Genomic DNA, 15,480 nt, shown 5'->3' with positions numbered 1-15,480 from the left:
CCCTTTTTCACGGCTTGAGGTCGAGCGCGGCGCTCATCGAGCCGTCCATGTAGAACGGCGTCGAGTCGTGGACGTGGGTGATCCGCCAGTCGCCGTCCTGCTCGCGGAAGCAGACGGTGGAGCGGAACCACAGCTCGAAGGGCTGGGGCATCCCCTTCGGCGTCGTCGACAGCCGTGTCAGCGCGTGGCAGTACGCGAGGTCGCCGCCGACGACGATTTCGAGGTCGCGGGTCTCGTACTCGATCGGACCGTCGAAGCCCGCGAACCACGCTTCGCGAGCCTCGACGTCTTCGCCGTGGTGAACCAGCGGCGGGGCGAGCGTGAACGCCACGGCGTCCGGTGCGTACTGCGCCGCCAGCGCTCGGGCGTCACGGGTCGTCATCGCCTTTTCACGCGCCGCCATCAAGTCGCGGATTCGCTGCTCGGTCATGCCATCCTCCTGGGGTGTGGTGAGCGTTCGCCGGAGACGTAGGCGCCACCGCGCGGATTTCGACACCGGCCGGGAGGCGTTCGTGAAATACGTGGTCCTGATCTACGGCAACCCCGAGTCCCGCCAGGCGTGGGAGGGCATGAGCGAAGAGCAGCGGGCCGCCGGGCTCGCGTACTACCAGCAGCTCAACGACGACCTCGACGAGTCCGGCGAGCGGATCGTCTCCGAGCGGCTCGCGTACCCCGAGCTGACGACGAGGATCAGCGCCGGCACGACGACCGACGGGCCGTTTGCCGAGGCCAAGGAGTTCCTCGCGGGCTTCTACCTGCTCGACTGCGCGGATCCGGATCGAGCGGTCGAGATCGCGAGACGGATCCCGGAGGCGGCGTTCGGGGTGGTGGAGGTGCGGCCGGTGATGGGGCTGCACGGGCCGGAGCTGTGAACCCGGAGCTGCTGCGGTCGCTGGCGCCCCAGGTCCTGGCGGCGCTGGTCCGGAAGTACGGCGACTTCGAGGCGTGTGAGGACGCCGTCCAGGAGGCGCTGCTGGCGGCGTCGCAGCAGTGGCCGTCGTCGGGGGTTCCGGACCACCCGAAGGGGTGGCTGATCACGACGGCGTCCAGGCGGCGCATCGAGCAGTGGCGCAGCGACTCGGCCCGGCAGCGGCGCGAGGAGGCGGTCGCGCTGGCCTCGCCGCCGGACCCGTCGCCGGTCGCGGTCGACGACACGCTGACGTTGCTGCTGCTGTGCTGCCACCCGGCGCTTGCGCGGCCTTCGCAGGTGGCGTTGACGCTGCGCGCGGTGGGAGGCCTGACGACGGCGGAGATAGGCCGCGCGTTCCTGGTCCCGGAGGCGACGATCGGCCAGCGGATCAGCCGGGCGAAGCGCGCGCTGCGTGGGGAGCGGTTCTCTGGGGACGCGGGCCCGGAGCGGCTGGCGGCGGTGCTGCAGGTGCTGTACTTGATCTTCACGGAGGGCCACACGGCCAGTTCGGGCGGCTCGGTGAGCCGAGTCGAGTTGACGACGGAAGCGATCCGGCTGGTGCGCGGATTGCACGCGGAGCTCCCGGCCGACGGCGAGGTGACGGGCTTGCTGGCGCTGATGTTGCTGACGGAGGCCCGCCGCCCGGCCCGGGTGTCGGCGTCGGGGGCGCTGGTCCCGTTGGCTTCGCAGGATCGGACGCTCTGGAACGCGGAGTTGATCGCGGAGGGGGTCGCACTGATCACTGATGCGTTGGCGACGGCCCCGATCGGGCCATACCAGCTCCAGGCGGCGATCGCGGCGGTCCACGCGGAGGCCGAGTCGGCGGAGTCGACGGACTGGCCGCAGATCTTGACGCTGTACGACTTGTTGCGCGTGGTGGCGCCGGGGCCGATGGTGACGTTGAACCGGGTGGTGGCGTTCGCGCAGGTCCACGGGGCCGAGGCGGGGTTGGCGGAGCTGGCCGGGGTGGAGTTGAAGGACCACTATCGGGTGGACGCCGTCCGGGGTCACTTGCTGGAGGAGGCGGGGGATTTCGGTGGGGCGCGGGAGGCGTATTTGGCGGCGGCTCGGCGGACGTTGAGTTTGCCGGAGCAGGGGTACCTGCAGGCTCGGGCGGCGAAGCTGAAGCCTTGATTGGGCTTGACTGGGATCCCGCCCTGGCAGGTTCCGGCGAAGTCGCGCCGCCAGGCTGGACTCGGTTTGCTGGAGCGGGGCTGCCTGCAGGCGAGGGCTGCAATGCCGAAGTCTTGCCGGGTCCGCCGGGAGTCGGCGCCCCCGACCGAAACCGCCGCTCGACCCAACCACCCACAAGTTGTCCACATGGGGGTGAACCCTGTGGACAACTCCACCCCGACCGGGTGACCCCCGACTGAAGTCGTACCCCTGGCAATACCTGAGTAGGCCGCCCCGGACACCCCGACCCCGGTACCCTTTGAAAAGCAGCTTCCGAAACAGCAGGGGGTACGGCCAGTGCACATCGACCAATGGCTGGAGGCGATCCCGCCGCTTTCGGTGTACCTGATCGTCGGTGCGGTGATCATGATCGAAAGCCTGGGCATTCCGCTGCCCGGCGAGATCGTGCTGGTCAGCGCCGCCCTGCTGGCGTCGCAGCACAGCACCCTGAACCCCCTGTGGATCGGTGTTCTCGCCAGCGCCGGGGCGATCATCGGGGACAGCATCGGCTACCTGATCGGAAAGACCGGCGGGCAACGGCTGTTCGCCTGGGCGGGCCGGAAATTCCCGAAGCACTTCGGCCCGACGCACATCGCCAACGCCGAACGGATCTTCAACAAACGCGGTGTGTGGGCCGTCTTCCTCGGCCGCTTCATCGCGTTCCTGCGCATCCTCGCCGGCCCGCTCGCCGGCTCACTCCGCATGCACTACCCGAAGTTCCTGCTGGCGAACGCCGCCGGCGGCATCATCTGGGCCGGGGGCACCACCGCCGCCGTCTACTACCTCGGCGTCGTCGCCGAACAGTGGCTCGGGAACTTCTCCAAGTACGGCCTCGTCGCCGCCATCGTCCTCGGTGTCGTCGTCTTTTTCGTCATGAAGAAGCGGCTCGGCAAGAAGCACGAGAGCGAAGAAGCGCCGAAGCAGGAAGAGAACGCGGCCTAAACCGCCACCAGCTCCGGCGCCGGCTTGCGCGCCGGCCGCAGCGAGCCCAGCAGCACCCCGGCGATCACGACGACGGCGGCGCCGACCTCCAGCCAGGTCGGCCGCTCGCCGAGGAACGCGAACGACGCCGTCAGCCCGACCACCGGCACCAGCAGCGAGAACGGCGACACCACGCCGGCCGGGTTGCGGCGCATCAGCGTCGTCCACAGGCCCGATCCGACGACCGTGCCGATCAGCACCACGTAGGTCAGGCCGCCCAGCGCGGTCAGCCCGGTCGGCGTCCCGAGCGTGGTCAGCGACCGCCACTGCGCGGCCGGGCCCTCCATGACCAGCGACAACGCGAACATCGGCAGCGGCGGCACCACCGACATCCACAGCGTGAAGTGCAGCGGGTTGTCCGGCTCGGCCTTGCGCGTGCTCAGGTTGCCGAACGCCCAGCTCAACGCGGCCAGCAGCGTCAGGATCATCGGCAGCAGCGCCGCGTGCCCGGACTGCTGCCACGCGATCGCGGCCATCCCGGCGACGGCCAGCGCGATGCCGGCCAGCTGGTGCGGCGTGACGCGTTCGCGCAGGAAGACCGCGCCGAGCAGCACCGTGAACGGCGCCGACGCCTGCAGCACCAGCGACGCGAGCCCCGTCGGCATCCCGGTGTCCATCGCGATGAACAGGAACGCGAACTGCCCGGTGCCGAACCCGAGGCCGTAGCCGAGCAGGTACCGCACCTTCACCTTCGGCCACGGCACGAACAGGATCGTCGGCACGGCGATGACGGCGAACCGCAGTGCCCCCGCGAACACCGGCGGGAACTGGCCGAGCGTCGCGTGGATGGCGAGGAAGTTGAGGCCCCAGAGGACGGCGACGAGCACGGCGAGCAGGCGGTCACGGGTGGGCATGCCTCCACTGTGCCGAGGGCGACCGTGAAGGACCAGCGAGAATATCTGTACGAACCTTGTAGCCGTGCTTCACGAAAACCGGTCCTGACCTGGGCCGATCGGTGGACGTGACGTCTCGGGCCGTGCTCACCCGGCCGCCGCGCTATTGCCCGGGATGTCCGGATCCGGTGACGATGGGCGTCCGTCGACGACTGGGGAGTTTCCGATGCTGCGAGGCGTACTGCCACTGACCGGGTTCGCGGCGCTGACGGCGGCGCTCGACGTCTTCGCCGGCAACCAGCTGGAACAGCTGCGCCCGGCGACCGTCGCCGCGGTGTCCTTCACCCTCGCCGCCGTGTTCTTCCTGGCGTTCGCGCTGCTGCGCGACGGCGTGGCCGCGACGTTCCGCCCGCTGCGCGACCTGCGCCGGGACGTCGTGATGATCAACGTGACGACGGCCGCGACCTGGCTGTCGATGCTCTTCGCGCTGCGCTACCTCGAACCGGCGGTGGTGAACGTCGTCGGCATCGCGCTCGGCCCGGTGCTGACGCTGGCGTTCAACCCGTTGCTGCGCAAGGGAACCGCGATCCTGCGCGCCGAAGCCTGGGTCGCGGTCGGGATCGGCGTGCTGATCGGGCTGCTGGTCTGGGGCTCGTTCACCGGCCACAGTGGACTCGACCGGACGCCGGGCGAGACGCTGGCCGGCGTCGTGCTCGTGCTCATCACCGGGGTCGGCTCGGTCACCAACGTCATCTACTCGAAGCGGCTGAGCGACGCCGAGCTGCCGCCGCGGCGGGTGCTCGCCGTGCGGTTCTTCCTGATCCTGGCGATGACCTGGGTGCTCGTGGCGGTCGACGACGCGCCGGCCGTCGGGGCGGCGTTCGGGCCGTCCGCGCTGATCGCCCTGTTCGGCGTCGCGCTGCCGCTCTACCTGCTGCAGGTGGGCATCCGGCGGACCGAGCCGATCACCGCGTCGATCCTGCTGACGCTGTCGCCGCTGTTCGCGTACGTGCTGCAGCTCGCCGACCACCGCCTGACGCCGTCGGTGCTCACCCTCGGCTGCGTGGCCGGGATCGTCGCGCTGGTGAGCGCCGGGACGGTCGCGCGCCTGCGGCACGACCGTGAAGCGAGGGCGGCCGAAAGCGTCGCCACTGTGTAGCCGCGCTTCAACTACGCTGGGGTCGTGGACCTGGGTCGCCTGCGCACGCTGCGCGAGTTCGCCGACCGCGGCAGCGTGACGGCGGCCGCGCGGGCGCTGCACTGCACGCCGTCGGCGGTTTCGCAGCAGCTGCGGGCCCTGCAGGGCGAGGTCGGGCTGCCGCTCACCGAACCGGCCGGGCGGGGGCTGCGGCTGACCGACGCCGGTCGCGCGCTGGTCGCCCGCGCCGACGAGGTGCTGGCCGCGCTCGAACGCGCGGAGTCCGAACTGGACACCTACCGCAGCGCGCCGCGCGGCCGCGTGCGGGTCGCGATCTTCCAGTCGGCCGGGCTGATGCTGCTGCCGGGCCTGCTGACCCGCGTCGCCGGGCACGACGGCCTGGAGGTCGACGTCCGCGACGTCGACATGACGCCGCCGGAGGTGCCCGGCCTGGTCGCGGACTACGACGTCGTCGTCGCGCACCGGGACGAGCACGCGCCGGAGTTCGACTCCGGCCGGCTGGACGTCGTGCCGCTGCTGCGGGAGCCGCTCGACGTCGCGCTCCCGGCCGGGCACCGGCTGGCGGCCAAGCGGCGGGTGGACCTGGCGGAGCTGGCCGACGAACGCTGGATCGGCGTCGACCACGGCTTCCCGGTGGACGACGTGCTGCGCTCGCTGACCGTCCGCACCGGCGTCCGGCCGGTGGTGGTGCAGCGGATCAACGACTTCCGCATCACCGAGCGGCTCGTCGCGGCGGGCCACGGGATCGCGCTGGTCCCGCGCTACACGATCGACACCCGCCGCGGCAGCGGCCTGGTCAGCAGGCCCCTGGCGGGCATCCGCGCGGCCCGGCTGGTGGAGGCGGTCTGCCGCACGGGAGCCCGGCAGCGGCCGGCGGTGGCCCAGGTGATCGACGAACTGCGCGCGGAGGTCGCTCAGCTCACCGCTTGAAGCCGCGCAGGTAGGCCAGCGCGATGCCCAGCGCGTCCTCCAGCGCCGTGAGGTCGTGGCGGATGTGGGCCAGCAGCAGTCCACCTTGGACGGACGTCATCGCCGCCTGCGCCAGCCGCGCCGGGTCGGCGTCGGGTGCGAGTTCTCCCTTGTCCCGCAACGTGGTCAGCCCGCGCTCCAGGTGGGACTCCCACGTCCGGTAGGCCTGGTCGACCAGCGGCGCGAGCTTCGGGTTGTCGCCCACCTCGCCGGCGAGGTTGCCCAGCGGGCACGCGATCGGCCCGCCCGCGCGGCGGTGGACGTCCAGCAGCTGCTCGGTCCACGTCTCGAGGTCGGCCCACGAGGACAGCGTGAAGATCGCCGGCTGGTTGCCGAGGATCTGCTCGAGGTACCGGTCGATCACGGCGCCGACCAGCTGCTCCTTGTTCTTGAAGTAGTGGTACATCTGCGATTTCCCGGCCCCGCTCGCGGCGAGCACCTTGTCGACGCTCGTGCCCGCGACGCCGTCGACGTACATCAGCTGGGCCGCCGCGTCGACGATCGCGTCCCGCGTCCGCTTGCCGCGCGGGGTCGAAGCCGCTTGCGTCTCCATGTACTGAATAGTACAGTTCGCTCCACTGTACCGATCAGTACAACTGAACCAGGGGGACCCATGACGCTCAACGACGCCCTGACCGACGTCAACGCGAAGGCCCGCGGCGCGCTGCCGCCGGAGATCTTCGAGGTCCTCGAAGCGGCCCGGCGCCGGGCGACCGGGACGAAGTTCGCCGAGGTCGGCGACGAGATCGACGACTTCGAGCTGCCCGGCGCCGACGGCACACCGTCGCGCCTGGCCGATTTCCTCGTGGACGGGCCGGCCGTGCTGGTCTTCTACCGCGGCCAGTGGTGCCCGTACTGCAACCTGACGCTGCGCACCTACCAGCAGGAGCTCGTGCCCGAGCTGAAGCCGCTCGGCGCGAGCCTGGTCGCGATCAGCCCGCAGCGGCCGGACGGTTCGCGTCCGCTGGAAGACCTGGAGTTCCCCGTGCTCTCGGACGCCGGCAGCACGGTCGCGCGCGGGCTGGGGCTGAGCTACCCGGTCTCCGCGCCCGTCCGCGAGGCCATGGAGAAGCTCGGCACGGACCTCGAGCGGGTCAACGGCACCTGGGAGCTGGTCCACCCGGCGGTCGTCGTGGTCGACCGCGACCGGGTGCTCCGGTTCGTCGACGTCCACCCGGACTTCGTCACGCGCACCGAGCCGGCCGACGTCCTCGAAGCCGTCAAATCGCTCTAGCGCCGCGCTTCACGCCGTAGGTGATCACCGAACCCAGGATCAGGGCGACGCCCAGGGAGAGCAGCATGCTGATCCCGGGTTCGGTGATGATCCGGCCGCCCGCGTAGCCGAGGAAGGCCACGTAGGACGTCCAGAGCGTGACGCCGACGGCCGAGGCGGTGAAGAACTCCGCCATCGGCCAGCGGAGGGAGCCGGCGAGCAGTGCGCCGACCGTGCCGCCCGACGGCAGCCAGCGGGCGACCACCAGCACGGGACGCGGGTGGCGCTGCAGCCGCCCGTCGACCCAGCCGATGCCGGCGGCGATCTTGCGCCGCCGGCTCAGCCGGTTCAGCGCCGCCCGGCCACCGAACCGGCCGAGGGCGTAGAGCGCCTGGTCGGACGCCAGGCAACCGGCGCTCGCCACGGCGATCACCAGGGCCAGCGAAGTCCCGCCCTGCGCTGCCGCGACACCCATGCCCAGGAGCGTCACCTCGGTGGGCAGCAGAGGCACCAGCGAGACGACGAACAGCACCAGCAGTCCAGCCGTAGTCGCGTCCACATCTCCATTAACCGCCTGCCGAGTCCGGAAAACTCCTGATCAAGGGGGACTCACAGGAACCCGACAGGCGGCCCACAGGTTCAGCGGTTGGCGCGGTTCACCGCCGAGACGACCGCGCGCAGCGACGCCGTCACGATCGACGGGTCGATGCCGATGCCCCAGAACACCCGGTCCGAGATCGCGCACTCGATGTACGACGCGGCGCGCGCGTCGTCGCCCGGGGAGAGCGTGTGCTCGGAGTAGTCCAGGAGCCGCAGGTCGAAGCCCACGGTCGACAGCGCGTCGAAGAACGCCGCGATCGGGCCGTTGCCGCGGCCGGTGACCTCGTGCTCGTCACCCTCCACCTTCACGGTCGCGGTGATGTCGTACTCGCCGTCACCGTTGTCGCGGACGTGCTGGCGGACCAGCTCCAGCGGCGTCTTCAGCTCCAGGTACTCGGCCGAGAAGGCGTTGTACATCGTGGCCGGGTCGACCTCGCCGCCCTCGGAGTCGGTGTAGCGCTGGATGACCTTCGAGAACTCGATCTGCAACCGCCGTGGCAGGTCGAGCTGGTGCTCGGCCTTCATGATGTAGGCGACGCCGCCCTTGCCGGACTGCGAGTTCACGCGGATGACGGCTTCGTACGTGCGGCCGACGTCCTTCGGGTCGATCGGCAGGTACGGGACCTCCCACGGGTACTCGTCGATCGGGACGCCCGCCTTGTCGGCGGCGTCCTTCAGCGCGTCGAGGCCCTTGTTGATCGCGTCCTGGTGGCTGCCCGAGAAGGCGGTGAACACCAGGTCGCCGCCCCACGGCGAGCGCTCGCCGACCGGCAGCTGGTTGCAGTACTCGACAGTCCGCTTGATCTCGTCCATGTCGGAGAAGTCGATCTGCGGGTCGATGCCCTGGCTGTAGAGGTTCATGCCCAGCGCGACCAGGTCGACGTTGCCGGTGCGCTCGCCGTTGCCGAACAGGCAGCCTTCGATGCGGTCGGCGCCGGCCTGGTAGCCCAGCTCGGCGGCGGCGATACCGGTGCCGCGGTCGTTGTGCGGGTGCAGCGACAGGATCACCGAGTCGCGGCGCTCCAGGTTGCGGCTCATCCACTCGATCGAGTCGGCGTAGACGTTCGGCGTCGCCATCTCGACGGTCGCCGGCAGGTTCAGGATGACCGGCTTCTCCGGCGTCGGCTGCCAGATCTCGGTGACGGCGTTGCAAACCTCGAGCGCGTACGACAGCTCGGTGCCGGTGTAGGACTCCGGCGAGTACTGGAAGCGGAAGTCGGTGTCCGGCTGCTTCGCGGCCAGCTCGACGACCATTTCCGCGGCCTGCGTCGCGATCTTCTTGATGCCTTCGCGCTCCTCGCGGAAGACGACGCGGCGCTGCAGGATCGAGGTCGAGTTGTAGATGTGGACGATCGCCCGCGGCGCGCCTTCGAGAGACTGGAACGTCCGCTCGATCAGCTCGGGGCGGCACTGGGTCAGCACCTGGATGCTGACGTCGTCCGGGATGGCGCCCTCTTCGATGATCTCGCGGACGAAGTCGAAGTCCGTCTGGCTCGCGGCCGGGAAGCCGACCTCGATCTCCTTGTAGCCCATGCGTACGAGCAGGTCGAAGAACTTCCGCTTGCGCGCGGGCGACATGGGGTCGATCAGGGCCTGGTTGCCGTCCCGCAGGTCGACGGCGCACCACAGCGGCGCGCGCTCGATGCGCTTTTCGGGCCAGGTGCGGTCGGGCAGGTCGATGTTCTCGACGAGGTCGTACCAGGGGCGGTAGCGGTGGACCGGCATGGACGTGCCGCGCTGGGTGTTCCAGACGGGCTGGTCGGCGGGCGCGGTACGCGAAGGCTTGCGGATCTTGCTCATGGTGTTTCGAAGGTCTCCAGCTCGACGGGTGCGACCGGCACCACGAAGCCCCGCGACGAGGAGCCGGTCAGATCAGGCCCCGTCGCGGCAGCGAAGCAGGAGAACACGCGCCACGCACCCACCATAACCACGCAACGCCGGGTGAGGGAAGCCGGGCGGCCCGTTCCGGGGGTTACCTGTGGGTAGCCATCGGTCGGTCGCCGTGCGAAACTGCGAGCATGGGTGAGCACGCAGAGTCGTCGTCCTCTTCGTCGGCGTCGTCTTCGGAGGAGACGAAGGTCTCCCGCCGGGCCCCGGTCGACTGGCGCGGCGCGAGCGGCCGGGTGGCCTCGGTGCTGGCGTCGATCGTCCGCTGGGTGGGGTTGATCTTCGCCGCGTTCCTGGTGATCCACGTGATCTTCACGGTCGGTTCGGCGAACCCGGACAACGGCATCGTGTCGTTCGTGAAGTCCTGGGCGGACTCGCTGGCGCTGGGCTTCAGCGATCTGTTCACGCCGAGTGACGAGAAGCTGCGAGTCCTGGTGAACTACGGCATCGCGGCGATCTTCTGGCTCGTGGTGTCCGGGATTCTCGCGAAGGTGATCCGCCGGGTGGGCGGCGGAGCCTGATTTCGCGGTGATCACGATCGGCGCGGCGTCGTAACGCACGGTCGCCGCCGGGCGACATCAGCACGCCGGAAGGGGTGCTGACCATGTCCGTTTCACAGCCTGTCGTGGCGAAGCCGAGCGCGGTCGCCCGCGTGGGCAGCCGCTGGTACTTCGTCGTCACCATCGCCACTGTCGGGCTGTTCGCCTGGGTCCCGTTCGTGCACGCCGCCGTCCGCCTCGGGCGGAAGTCGCTGTACGCGCGGGCCGCCGCGTTCGGTGCGGCCGCCGCGGTCATGGGTGTGCTGCTCTCGCTGGCACCGAAGGACGCCGCAGGCAAGACGGTCGGCACGACCGGGGACGTGCTCACCTCGATCGCCACGATCCTGGGCCTCGTCGTGGTCGCGGTCGCCTGCGTCCAGCAGGTCAAGCTCCGCCGCCAGGTCCTGGGCCTGGCGCCGGTCGAACAGGGCGACCCGGCCCTCGCCGCCGCGCTCGCCGCGCGGGAACGGCGTGCCGAAGCCAGGAAGCTCGTCGCCGCCGATCCGCTCATCGCTCGCGACCTGCGGATCGGGCGGCCCGACCTGCCGCGGAACTACGACGATGGCGGCCTGGTCGACCTCAACAACGCGCCCGCGGCCGTCATCGCGTCGGTTTGCGGGCTCGACCCCGAAACGGCCGCCGCCATCGTCGACATCAGGGCGGAAGTCGGTGGGTTCGCCGCCGTGGACGACGTCGGCACCGTGGTCCCCTACGCGGCCCTGGACCGGGTGCGCGACCGGGCGATCGTCCTGCCGAGCTAGAACGCGGCCGTGCCCCACTGGTCGGTGAACGCGAACTCCGCCAGCGGCAGCCGCACCCGTTCCGACTTCTCCCGCTCGACCCGCCAGTCCTCCTCCAGGACGTCGGGTGGAGCCGGTAACCCCACCGCGATCGCGACCAGCGGGACGGCGTCGGCAGGCAGCGAAAACGCCGACCGCACCGCGTCCGCCGAAAACCCCGCCATCTGGTGCGCCACCAACCCCAGCTCCACGGCCTGCAGCACGAGGTTCTCCGAAGCCAGCCCCAGCCCGTACTCGGCGTACGGCACCGAACCCTTCTCGTTCGTCGTCACCATCACGCCGATCAGCAGCAACCCGGCCCGGTGCGCCCAAGCCCGGTTGCCCGAGTTCAGCGTCGACAAGATCGCGTCGAACGACGGTGTCCCGCGCAGGCCCACCAGGTAGCGGGCCGGCTGGGTGTTGCCGAACGACGGGGCCCAGCGGGCCGCCTCCAGCAGCGCCCGCACCTGGTCCTGGGTCACCGGAACAGACGCGTCCAACGCCCGCGGGCTCCACCGCTCGGCCATCAGGGAAGCGATCGGGACGCTCGTCACAGCTGGTTTGCGCACGATCAAGACGGTACTGCGGCGCGAAGCGCCTCCGTTGAGGGTGGTGGTGGGGGCATGGGAGGACGTACCCAGGCGTGCGCTGCATCACTCGGGAGGAAGGGCTCCGCGCATTTCGTTGGTGTTACGGAAGATTTACTTCCCAACGACCCGCGCCCGGAGTCCGCCGCACGTCAAGAGGGTGGCGGGCCGTCCAACCCCCGGTAGGCTCCACTTCAAATCATGGGACGCGGGGGCTCTCCGGTGCCCACCAGGGAGCCGCCCGGCCCGCGAGGAGGTTCGGGCGTGGCCCTCGTGGTCCAGAAGTACGGCGGATCGTCGCTGGAAAGTGCCGACCGGATCAAGCGCGTCGCGGAGCGGATCGTCGCCACGAAGAAGGCGGGCAACGACGTCGTCGTGGTCTGCTCGGCGATGGGTGACACCACCGACGAACTGCTCGACCTGGCGCAGCAGGTCAACCCGGCGCCGCCGGAGCGGGAGATGGACATGCTGCTCACCGCGGGTGAGCGCATCTCGAACTCCCTCGTCGCCATGGCCATCGCGGCCCAGGGCGCCGAGGCCTGGTCGTTCACCGGTTCGCAGGCCGGCGTCGTCACGACGTCGGTGCACGGCAACGCGCGCATCATCGACGTCACCCCGAGCCGCGTCACCGAGGCGCTCGAGCAGGGCTACATCGCGCTGGTGGCGGGCTTCCAGGGCGTCGCGCAGGACACCAAGGACATCACCACGCTCGGCCGCGGCGGGTCGGACACCACCGCCGTCGCGCTGGCCGCCGCGCTGAACGCCGACGTCTGCGAGATCTACTCCGATGTGGACGGTGTGTACTCCGCCGACCCGCGGATTGTGCCGGACGCGAAGAAGCTCGACGTCATCCCCTACGAGGAGATGCTCGAGCTCGCCGCGAGCGGGTCGAAGATCCTGCACCTGCGTTCGGTCGAGTACGCGCGCCGCTACGGCGTCCCGATCCGAGTCCGCTCTTCCTACAGTGACAAGCCGGGCACGACGGTGACCGGTTCTATCGAGGAGATCCCCGTGGAACAAGCCCTGATCACCGGTGTGGCGCACGACCGCTCCGAAGCCAAGATCACGGTCACCGGGGTGCCGGACCACGCCGGTGCCGCGGCCCGGATCTTCCGCGTGATCGCCGACGCCGAGATCGACATCGACATGGTGCTGCAGAACGTGTCCAGCACGGTGTCCGGCCGCACGGACATCACCTTCACACTGTCGAAGGCCAACGGCGCCAAGGCGGTCAAGGAGCTCGAGAAGGTCAAGGCGGAGATCAGCTTCGAGTCGGTGCTCTACGACGACCACGTCGGCAAGGTCTCGCTGGTCGGCGCCGGGATGCGCTCGCACCCGGGTGTCACGGCGACGTTCTGCGAAGCGCTGGCCAACGCCGGCGTCAACATCGAAATCATCAACACCTCGGAAATCCGGATCTCGGTGCTGATCCGGGACGCCCAGCTCGACGACGCCGTGCGCGCGATCCACGACGCGTTCGAGCTCGGTGGCGACGAGGAAGCCGTGGTCTACGCGGGGAGTGGTCGCTGATGGCGGAAGGTCTGCGGGTCGGGGTGGTCGGCGCGACCGGCCAGGTCGGCGCGGTCATGCGCAAGCTGCTGGCGGAGCGGGAGTTCCCGATCGCCGAGCTCCGGTACTTCGCTTCGGCGCGCTCGGCGGGTTCGAAGCTGCCTTGGCGCGACACGGAAATCACGGTCGAGGACGCGGCGACGGCCGATCCGTTCGGTTTGGACATCGCGCTGTTCTCCGCGGGCGGCTCGACGTCCAAGGCGCAGGCGCCGCGGTTCGCCGAGGCGGGCGCGACGGTGATCGACAACTCCTCGGCGTTCCGGATGGACCCGGACGTGCCGCTGGTCGTCAGCGAGGTCAACCCGCAGGCGATCAAGGAGGCGCGCAAGGGGATCATCGCGAACCCCAACTGCACCACCATGGCCGCGATGCCGGTGCTGAAGCCGCTGCACGACGAGGCCGGGCTGGTGCGGCTGGTGGCCTCGACGTACCAGGCGGTGTCCGGCAGCGGGCTGGCCGGCGTCGACGAGCTGGCGGGCCAGGTCAAGGCGGCCGCCGAGCACGCGTCGCTGCTCACCCACGACGGCGCGGCGATCGACTTCCCGAAGCCGGAGAAGTACGTCCGCCCGATCGCGTTCAACGTCCTCCCGATGGCCGGGTCCATTGTGGACGACGGCGAGTTCGAGACGGACGAAGAGAAGAAGTTCCGCAACGAGAGCCGCAAGATCCTCAGCATCCCGGGCCTGGGCGTGTCGTGCACGTGCGTGCGCGTGCCGGTGTTCTCGGGCCACTCGATCTCGGTGAACGCCGAATTCGAGCGGGCGCTGACGGTCGAGCGCGCGACGGAGCTGCTGGCGCACGCCCCGGGTGTCGAGCTGTCTGAGGTCCCGACCCCGCTGCAGGCGGCGGGCAACGATCCGAGCTACGTCGGCCGCATCCGCGTCGACCAGGGCATCGAGGGCGGCCGCGGGCTGGCACTGTTCATCTCGAACGACAACCTCCGCAAGGGTGCGGCGCTCAACGCCGTGCAGATCGCGGAGCTGATCGCCGAGCAGCACTAGTACACAGTGGACAGCTGAAAACTCGCTTGGCCGTTTCGCGGTGCCCGGGAGATCCTGGGCACCGCAAGCAAGTCCAGGGGAGGAAACCATGTACACCGCCGTCGACGGCGCGCGCGTTCCGATTCGGATGTGGGCGGATCCCGCGTCCGTCGAAGAGCAGGCCATGCGGCAGCTGCAGAACGTCGCGAACCTGCCGTGGGTGCACGGCGTCGCCGTGATGCCCGATGTGCACTACGGCAAGGGCGCCACCGTCGGCAGCGTCATCGCCATGCGCGACGCCGTTTCGCCCGCCGCCGTCGGGGTCGACATCGGGTGCGGGATGAGCGCCGTCCGCACGTCGCTCACCGCCGCCGATCTGCCCGACGACCTCGGGAAGCTGCGCCGCCGGATCGAAAGCGCCGTGCCCGTGGGCTTCGGGCTGCACAAGACGCCCGTGAACCCCGCGAAGGTGCACGGCGTCGGCGGCTGGGACGCCTTCTGGAAGGGCTTCGGCCAGCTGCACGAGGGCGTCCAGGAGCTGCACGACCGGGCCGCGCGTCAGATCGGGAGCCTCGGCGGCGGGAACCACTTCATCGAGGTCTGCCTCGAGCAGGGTGGCGCCGACGAGGGCCGCGTCTGGCTGATGCTGCACTCGGGTTCGCGCAACATCGGCAAGGAGCTCGCGGAGCGGCACATGGCCGTCGCGCGGAAGCTGCCGCACAACGCCGACCTGCCGGACCGGGACCTCGCCGTGTTCGTCGCGGGCACGCCGGAAATGGCGGCGTACCGGCGCGACCTGTTCTGGGCACAGGACTACGCGGCGCGCAACCGCGCCACGATGGTCGCGCTCGTGAAGCAGGCGCTGAAGGACGTCGTCCCGCAGACGACCTTCGACGACGCGATCTCGTGCCACCACAACTACGTCGCCGAGGAGACCTACGACGGCGTCGAGCTGCTCGTCACCCGGAAGGGCGCGATCCGCGCCGGATCGGGTGACCTCGGGATCATCCCGGGCAGCATGGGGACCGGTTCGTACATCGTCCGCGGGCTCGGGAACGAGTCGTCCTTCCAGTCGGCGTCGCACGGCGCCGGCCGCCGGATGTCGCGCACCAAGGCCAAGAAGCTGTTCACGGCCGACGACCTCGCGGCGCAGACGGCGGGCGTCGAGTGCCGCAAGGACTCGGGCGTCGTCGACGAGATCCCGGCCGCGTACAAGGACATCGAAACGGTGATCCAGGCCCAGACGGACCTGGTCGAGGTCGTGGCGCACCTCAAGCAGGTGGTCTGCGTCAAGGGCTGAG

The 15,480-nt window shown here is 70.2% G+C and carries 17 protein-coding genes; 11 read left to right on the top strand and 6 right to left on the bottom strand.

Going from position 1 to position 15,480, the window contains the following annotated elements:
- Positions 1-7: 7 nt before the first annotated feature.
- Positions 8-430: a YybH family protein gene (locus tag ACZ7OH_RS14710; RefSeq protein ID WP_470281256.1), complete on the bottom strand. Its 423-nt coding sequence runs from the start codon at positions 428-430 to the stop codon at positions 8-10.
- Positions 431-512: 82 nt separating this feature from the next.
- Between ACZ7OH_RS14710 and ACZ7OH_RS14705 the strand changes: the two genes are divergently transcribed.
- From ACZ7OH_RS14705 to ACZ7OH_RS14695, 3 genes are all read left to right on the top strand, one after another.
- Positions 513-872: a YciI family protein gene (locus tag ACZ7OH_RS14705; protein ID WP_470281255.1), complete on the top strand. Its 360-nt coding sequence runs from the start codon at positions 513-515 to the stop codon at positions 870-872.
- Positions 869-2,044, top strand: a complete 1,176-nt coding sequence (locus ACZ7OH_RS14700; RefSeq protein ID WP_470281254.1) for an RNA polymerase sigma factor — start codon at positions 869-871, stop codon at positions 2,042-2,044. Before ACZ7OH_RS14705 ends, ACZ7OH_RS14700 begins: the two co-directional genes overlap by 4 nt.
- Before the next feature lie 336 nt (positions 2,045-2,380).
- Positions 2,381-3,025: a DedA family protein gene (locus tag ACZ7OH_RS14695; RefSeq protein ID WP_400896491.1), complete on the top strand. Its 645-nt coding sequence runs from the start codon at positions 2,381-2,383 to the stop codon at positions 3,023-3,025.
- Here ACZ7OH_RS14695 and ACZ7OH_RS14690 read toward each other — a convergent pair.
- Entirely contained in the window at positions 3,022-3,918 is an 897-nt protein-coding gene (locus ACZ7OH_RS14690) for an EamA family transporter (RefSeq protein WP_470281253.1), read from the bottom strand. The genes ACZ7OH_RS14695 and ACZ7OH_RS14690 overlap by 4 nt on opposite strands.
- Positions 3,919-4,123: 205 nt before the next feature.
- Here ACZ7OH_RS14690 and ACZ7OH_RS14685 point away from each other — a divergent pair, with 205 nt between their 5' ends.
- Together ACZ7OH_RS14685 and ACZ7OH_RS14680 are read left to right on the top strand one after the other, a co-directional pair.
- Positions 4,124-5,056 carry a DMT family transporter gene (locus tag ACZ7OH_RS14685; protein WP_470281252.1) on the top strand — a complete coding sequence of 311 codons (933 nt, stop codon included), beginning with the start codon at positions 4,124-4,126 and terminating at the stop codon, positions 5,054-5,056.
- 24 nt (positions 5,057-5,080) lie between these two features.
- Positions 5,081-5,986 (top strand): LysR family transcriptional regulator, encoded by a 906-nt coding sequence (locus ACZ7OH_RS14680; protein ID WP_400896485.1) that lies wholly within the window; start codon positions 5,081-5,083, stop codon positions 5,984-5,986.
- Here the strand turns inward: ACZ7OH_RS14680 and ACZ7OH_RS14675 are convergent.
- The gene (locus ACZ7OH_RS14675; RefSeq protein WP_470281251.1) at positions 5,976-6,578 is read right to left on the bottom strand and encodes a TetR/AcrR family transcriptional regulator; all 603 of its coding nucleotides are present in this window, start codon (positions 6,576-6,578) and stop codon (positions 5,976-5,978) included. The two genes, ACZ7OH_RS14680 and ACZ7OH_RS14675, sit on opposite strands and share 11 nt — an antisense overlap.
- A 60-nt stretch (positions 6,579-6,638) precedes the next feature.
- On the opposite strand from ACZ7OH_RS14675, the gene ACZ7OH_RS14670 reads away from it, so the two are divergent.
- Positions 6,639-7,259: a peroxiredoxin-like family protein gene (locus ACZ7OH_RS14670; RefSeq protein ID WP_470281250.1), complete on the top strand. Its 621-nt coding sequence runs from the start codon at positions 6,639-6,641 to the stop codon at positions 7,257-7,259.
- Here ACZ7OH_RS14670 and ACZ7OH_RS14665 read toward each other — a convergent pair.
- The gene (locus ACZ7OH_RS14665) at positions 7,246-7,797 is read right to left on the bottom strand and encodes a DedA family protein (RefSeq protein ID WP_470281249.1); all 552 of its coding nucleotides are present in this window, start codon (positions 7,795-7,797) and stop codon (positions 7,246-7,248) included. The two genes, ACZ7OH_RS14670 and ACZ7OH_RS14665, sit on opposite strands and share 14 nt — an antisense overlap.
- 80 nt (positions 7,798-7,877) lie before the next feature.
- Positions 7,878-9,638: a 2-isopropylmalate synthase gene (leuA, locus tag ACZ7OH_RS14660; RefSeq protein WP_470281248.1), complete on the bottom strand. Its 1,761-nt coding sequence runs from the start codon at positions 9,636-9,638 to the stop codon at positions 7,878-7,880.
- Positions 9,639-9,856: 218 nt separating this feature from the next.
- Here leuA and ACZ7OH_RS14655 point away from each other — a divergent pair, with 218 nt between their 5' ends.
- Complete coding sequence (locus tag ACZ7OH_RS14655) at positions 9,857-10,246, top strand: hypothetical protein (RefSeq protein ID WP_470281247.1); 390 nt, start codon at positions 9,857-9,859, stop codon at positions 10,244-10,246.
- Between the two features lie 83 nt (positions 10,247-10,329).
- A complete protein-coding gene (locus ACZ7OH_RS14650; RefSeq protein ID WP_470281246.1) occupies positions 10,330-11,025 on the top strand; it encodes a ComEA family DNA-binding protein in 696 nt (231 codons plus the stop codon).
- Here ACZ7OH_RS14650 and ACZ7OH_RS14645 read toward each other — a convergent pair.
- The gene (locus ACZ7OH_RS14645) at positions 11,022-11,612 is read right to left on the bottom strand and encodes a nitroreductase family protein (protein WP_470281245.1); all 591 of its coding nucleotides are present in this window, start codon (positions 11,610-11,612) and stop codon (positions 11,022-11,024) included. The two genes, ACZ7OH_RS14650 and ACZ7OH_RS14645, sit on opposite strands and share 4 nt — an antisense overlap.
- 282 nt (positions 11,613-11,894) lie before the next feature.
- Here ACZ7OH_RS14645 and ACZ7OH_RS14640 point away from each other — a divergent pair, with 282 nt between their 5' ends.
- From ACZ7OH_RS14640 to ACZ7OH_RS14630, 3 genes are all read left to right on the top strand, one after another.
- A complete protein-coding gene (locus tag ACZ7OH_RS14640; protein WP_400896469.1) occupies positions 11,895-13,160 on the top strand; it encodes an aspartate kinase in 1,266 nt (421 codons plus the stop codon).
- Positions 13,160-14,200 carry an aspartate-semialdehyde dehydrogenase gene (locus ACZ7OH_RS14635; RefSeq protein WP_470281244.1) on the top strand — a complete coding sequence of 347 codons (1,041 nt, stop codon included), beginning with the start codon at positions 13,160-13,162 and terminating at the stop codon, positions 14,198-14,200. The genes ACZ7OH_RS14640 and ACZ7OH_RS14635 overlap by 1 nt, the downstream gene beginning before the upstream one ends.
- A gap of 88 nt (positions 14,201-14,288) precedes the next feature.
- Positions 14,289-15,479 carry an RtcB family protein gene (locus ACZ7OH_RS14630; protein WP_470281243.1) on the top strand — a complete coding sequence of 397 codons (1,191 nt, stop codon included), beginning with the start codon at positions 14,289-14,291 and terminating at the stop codon, positions 15,477-15,479.
- The last annotated feature ends 1 nt before the right edge of the window (position 15,480 follow it).

It is taken from the genome of Amycolatopsis sp. NPDC114478 (assembly GCF_055633805.1).
The sequence above is the reverse complement of the archived record's forward strand: the minus strand, read 5'-3'. Positions and strand labels throughout refer to the sequence as shown.

What these genes read in the sequence shown, in the direction of transcription:
- ACZ7OH_RS14650 (WP_470281246.1), top strand. Translation starts at nt 10,330, where the DNA reads ATGTCCGTTTCACAGCCTGTCGTGGCGAAGCCGAGCGCGGTCGCCCGC.
- ACZ7OH_RS14670 (WP_470281250.1), top strand. Translation starts at nt 6,639, where the DNA reads ATGACGCTCAACGACGCCCTGACCGACGTCAACGCGAAGGCCCGCGGC.
- ACZ7OH_RS14690 (WP_470281253.1), bottom strand. Translation starts at nt 3,918, where the DNA reads ATGCCCACCCGTGACCGCCTGCTCGCCGTGCTCGTCGCCGTCCTCTGG.
- ACZ7OH_RS14655 (WP_470281247.1), top strand. Translation starts at nt 9,857, where the DNA reads ATGGGTGAGCACGCAGAGTCGTCGTCCTCTTCGTCGGCGTCGTCTTCG.
- ACZ7OH_RS14675 (WP_470281251.1), bottom strand. Translation starts at nt 6,578, where the DNA reads ATGGAGACGCAAGCGGCTTCGACCCCGCGCGGCAAGCGGACGCGGGAC.
- ACZ7OH_RS14710 (WP_470281256.1), bottom strand. Translation starts at nt 430, where the DNA reads ATGACCGAGCAGCGAATCCGCGACTTGATGGCGGCGCGTGAAAAGGCG.
- ACZ7OH_RS14685 (WP_470281252.1), top strand. Translation starts at nt 4,124, where the DNA reads ATGCTGCGAGGCGTACTGCCACTGACCGGGTTCGCGGCGCTGACGGCG.
- ACZ7OH_RS14635 (WP_470281244.1), top strand. Translation starts at nt 13,160, where the DNA reads ATGGCGGAAGGTCTGCGGGTCGGGGTGGTCGGCGCGACCGGCCAGGTC.
- ACZ7OH_RS14630 (WP_470281243.1), top strand. Translation starts at nt 14,289, where the DNA reads ATGTACACCGCCGTCGACGGCGCGCGCGTTCCGATTCGGATGTGGGCG.
- leuA (WP_470281248.1), bottom strand. Translation starts at nt 9,638, where the DNA reads ATGAGCAAGATCCGCAAGCCTTCGCGTACCGCGCCCGCCGACCAGCCC.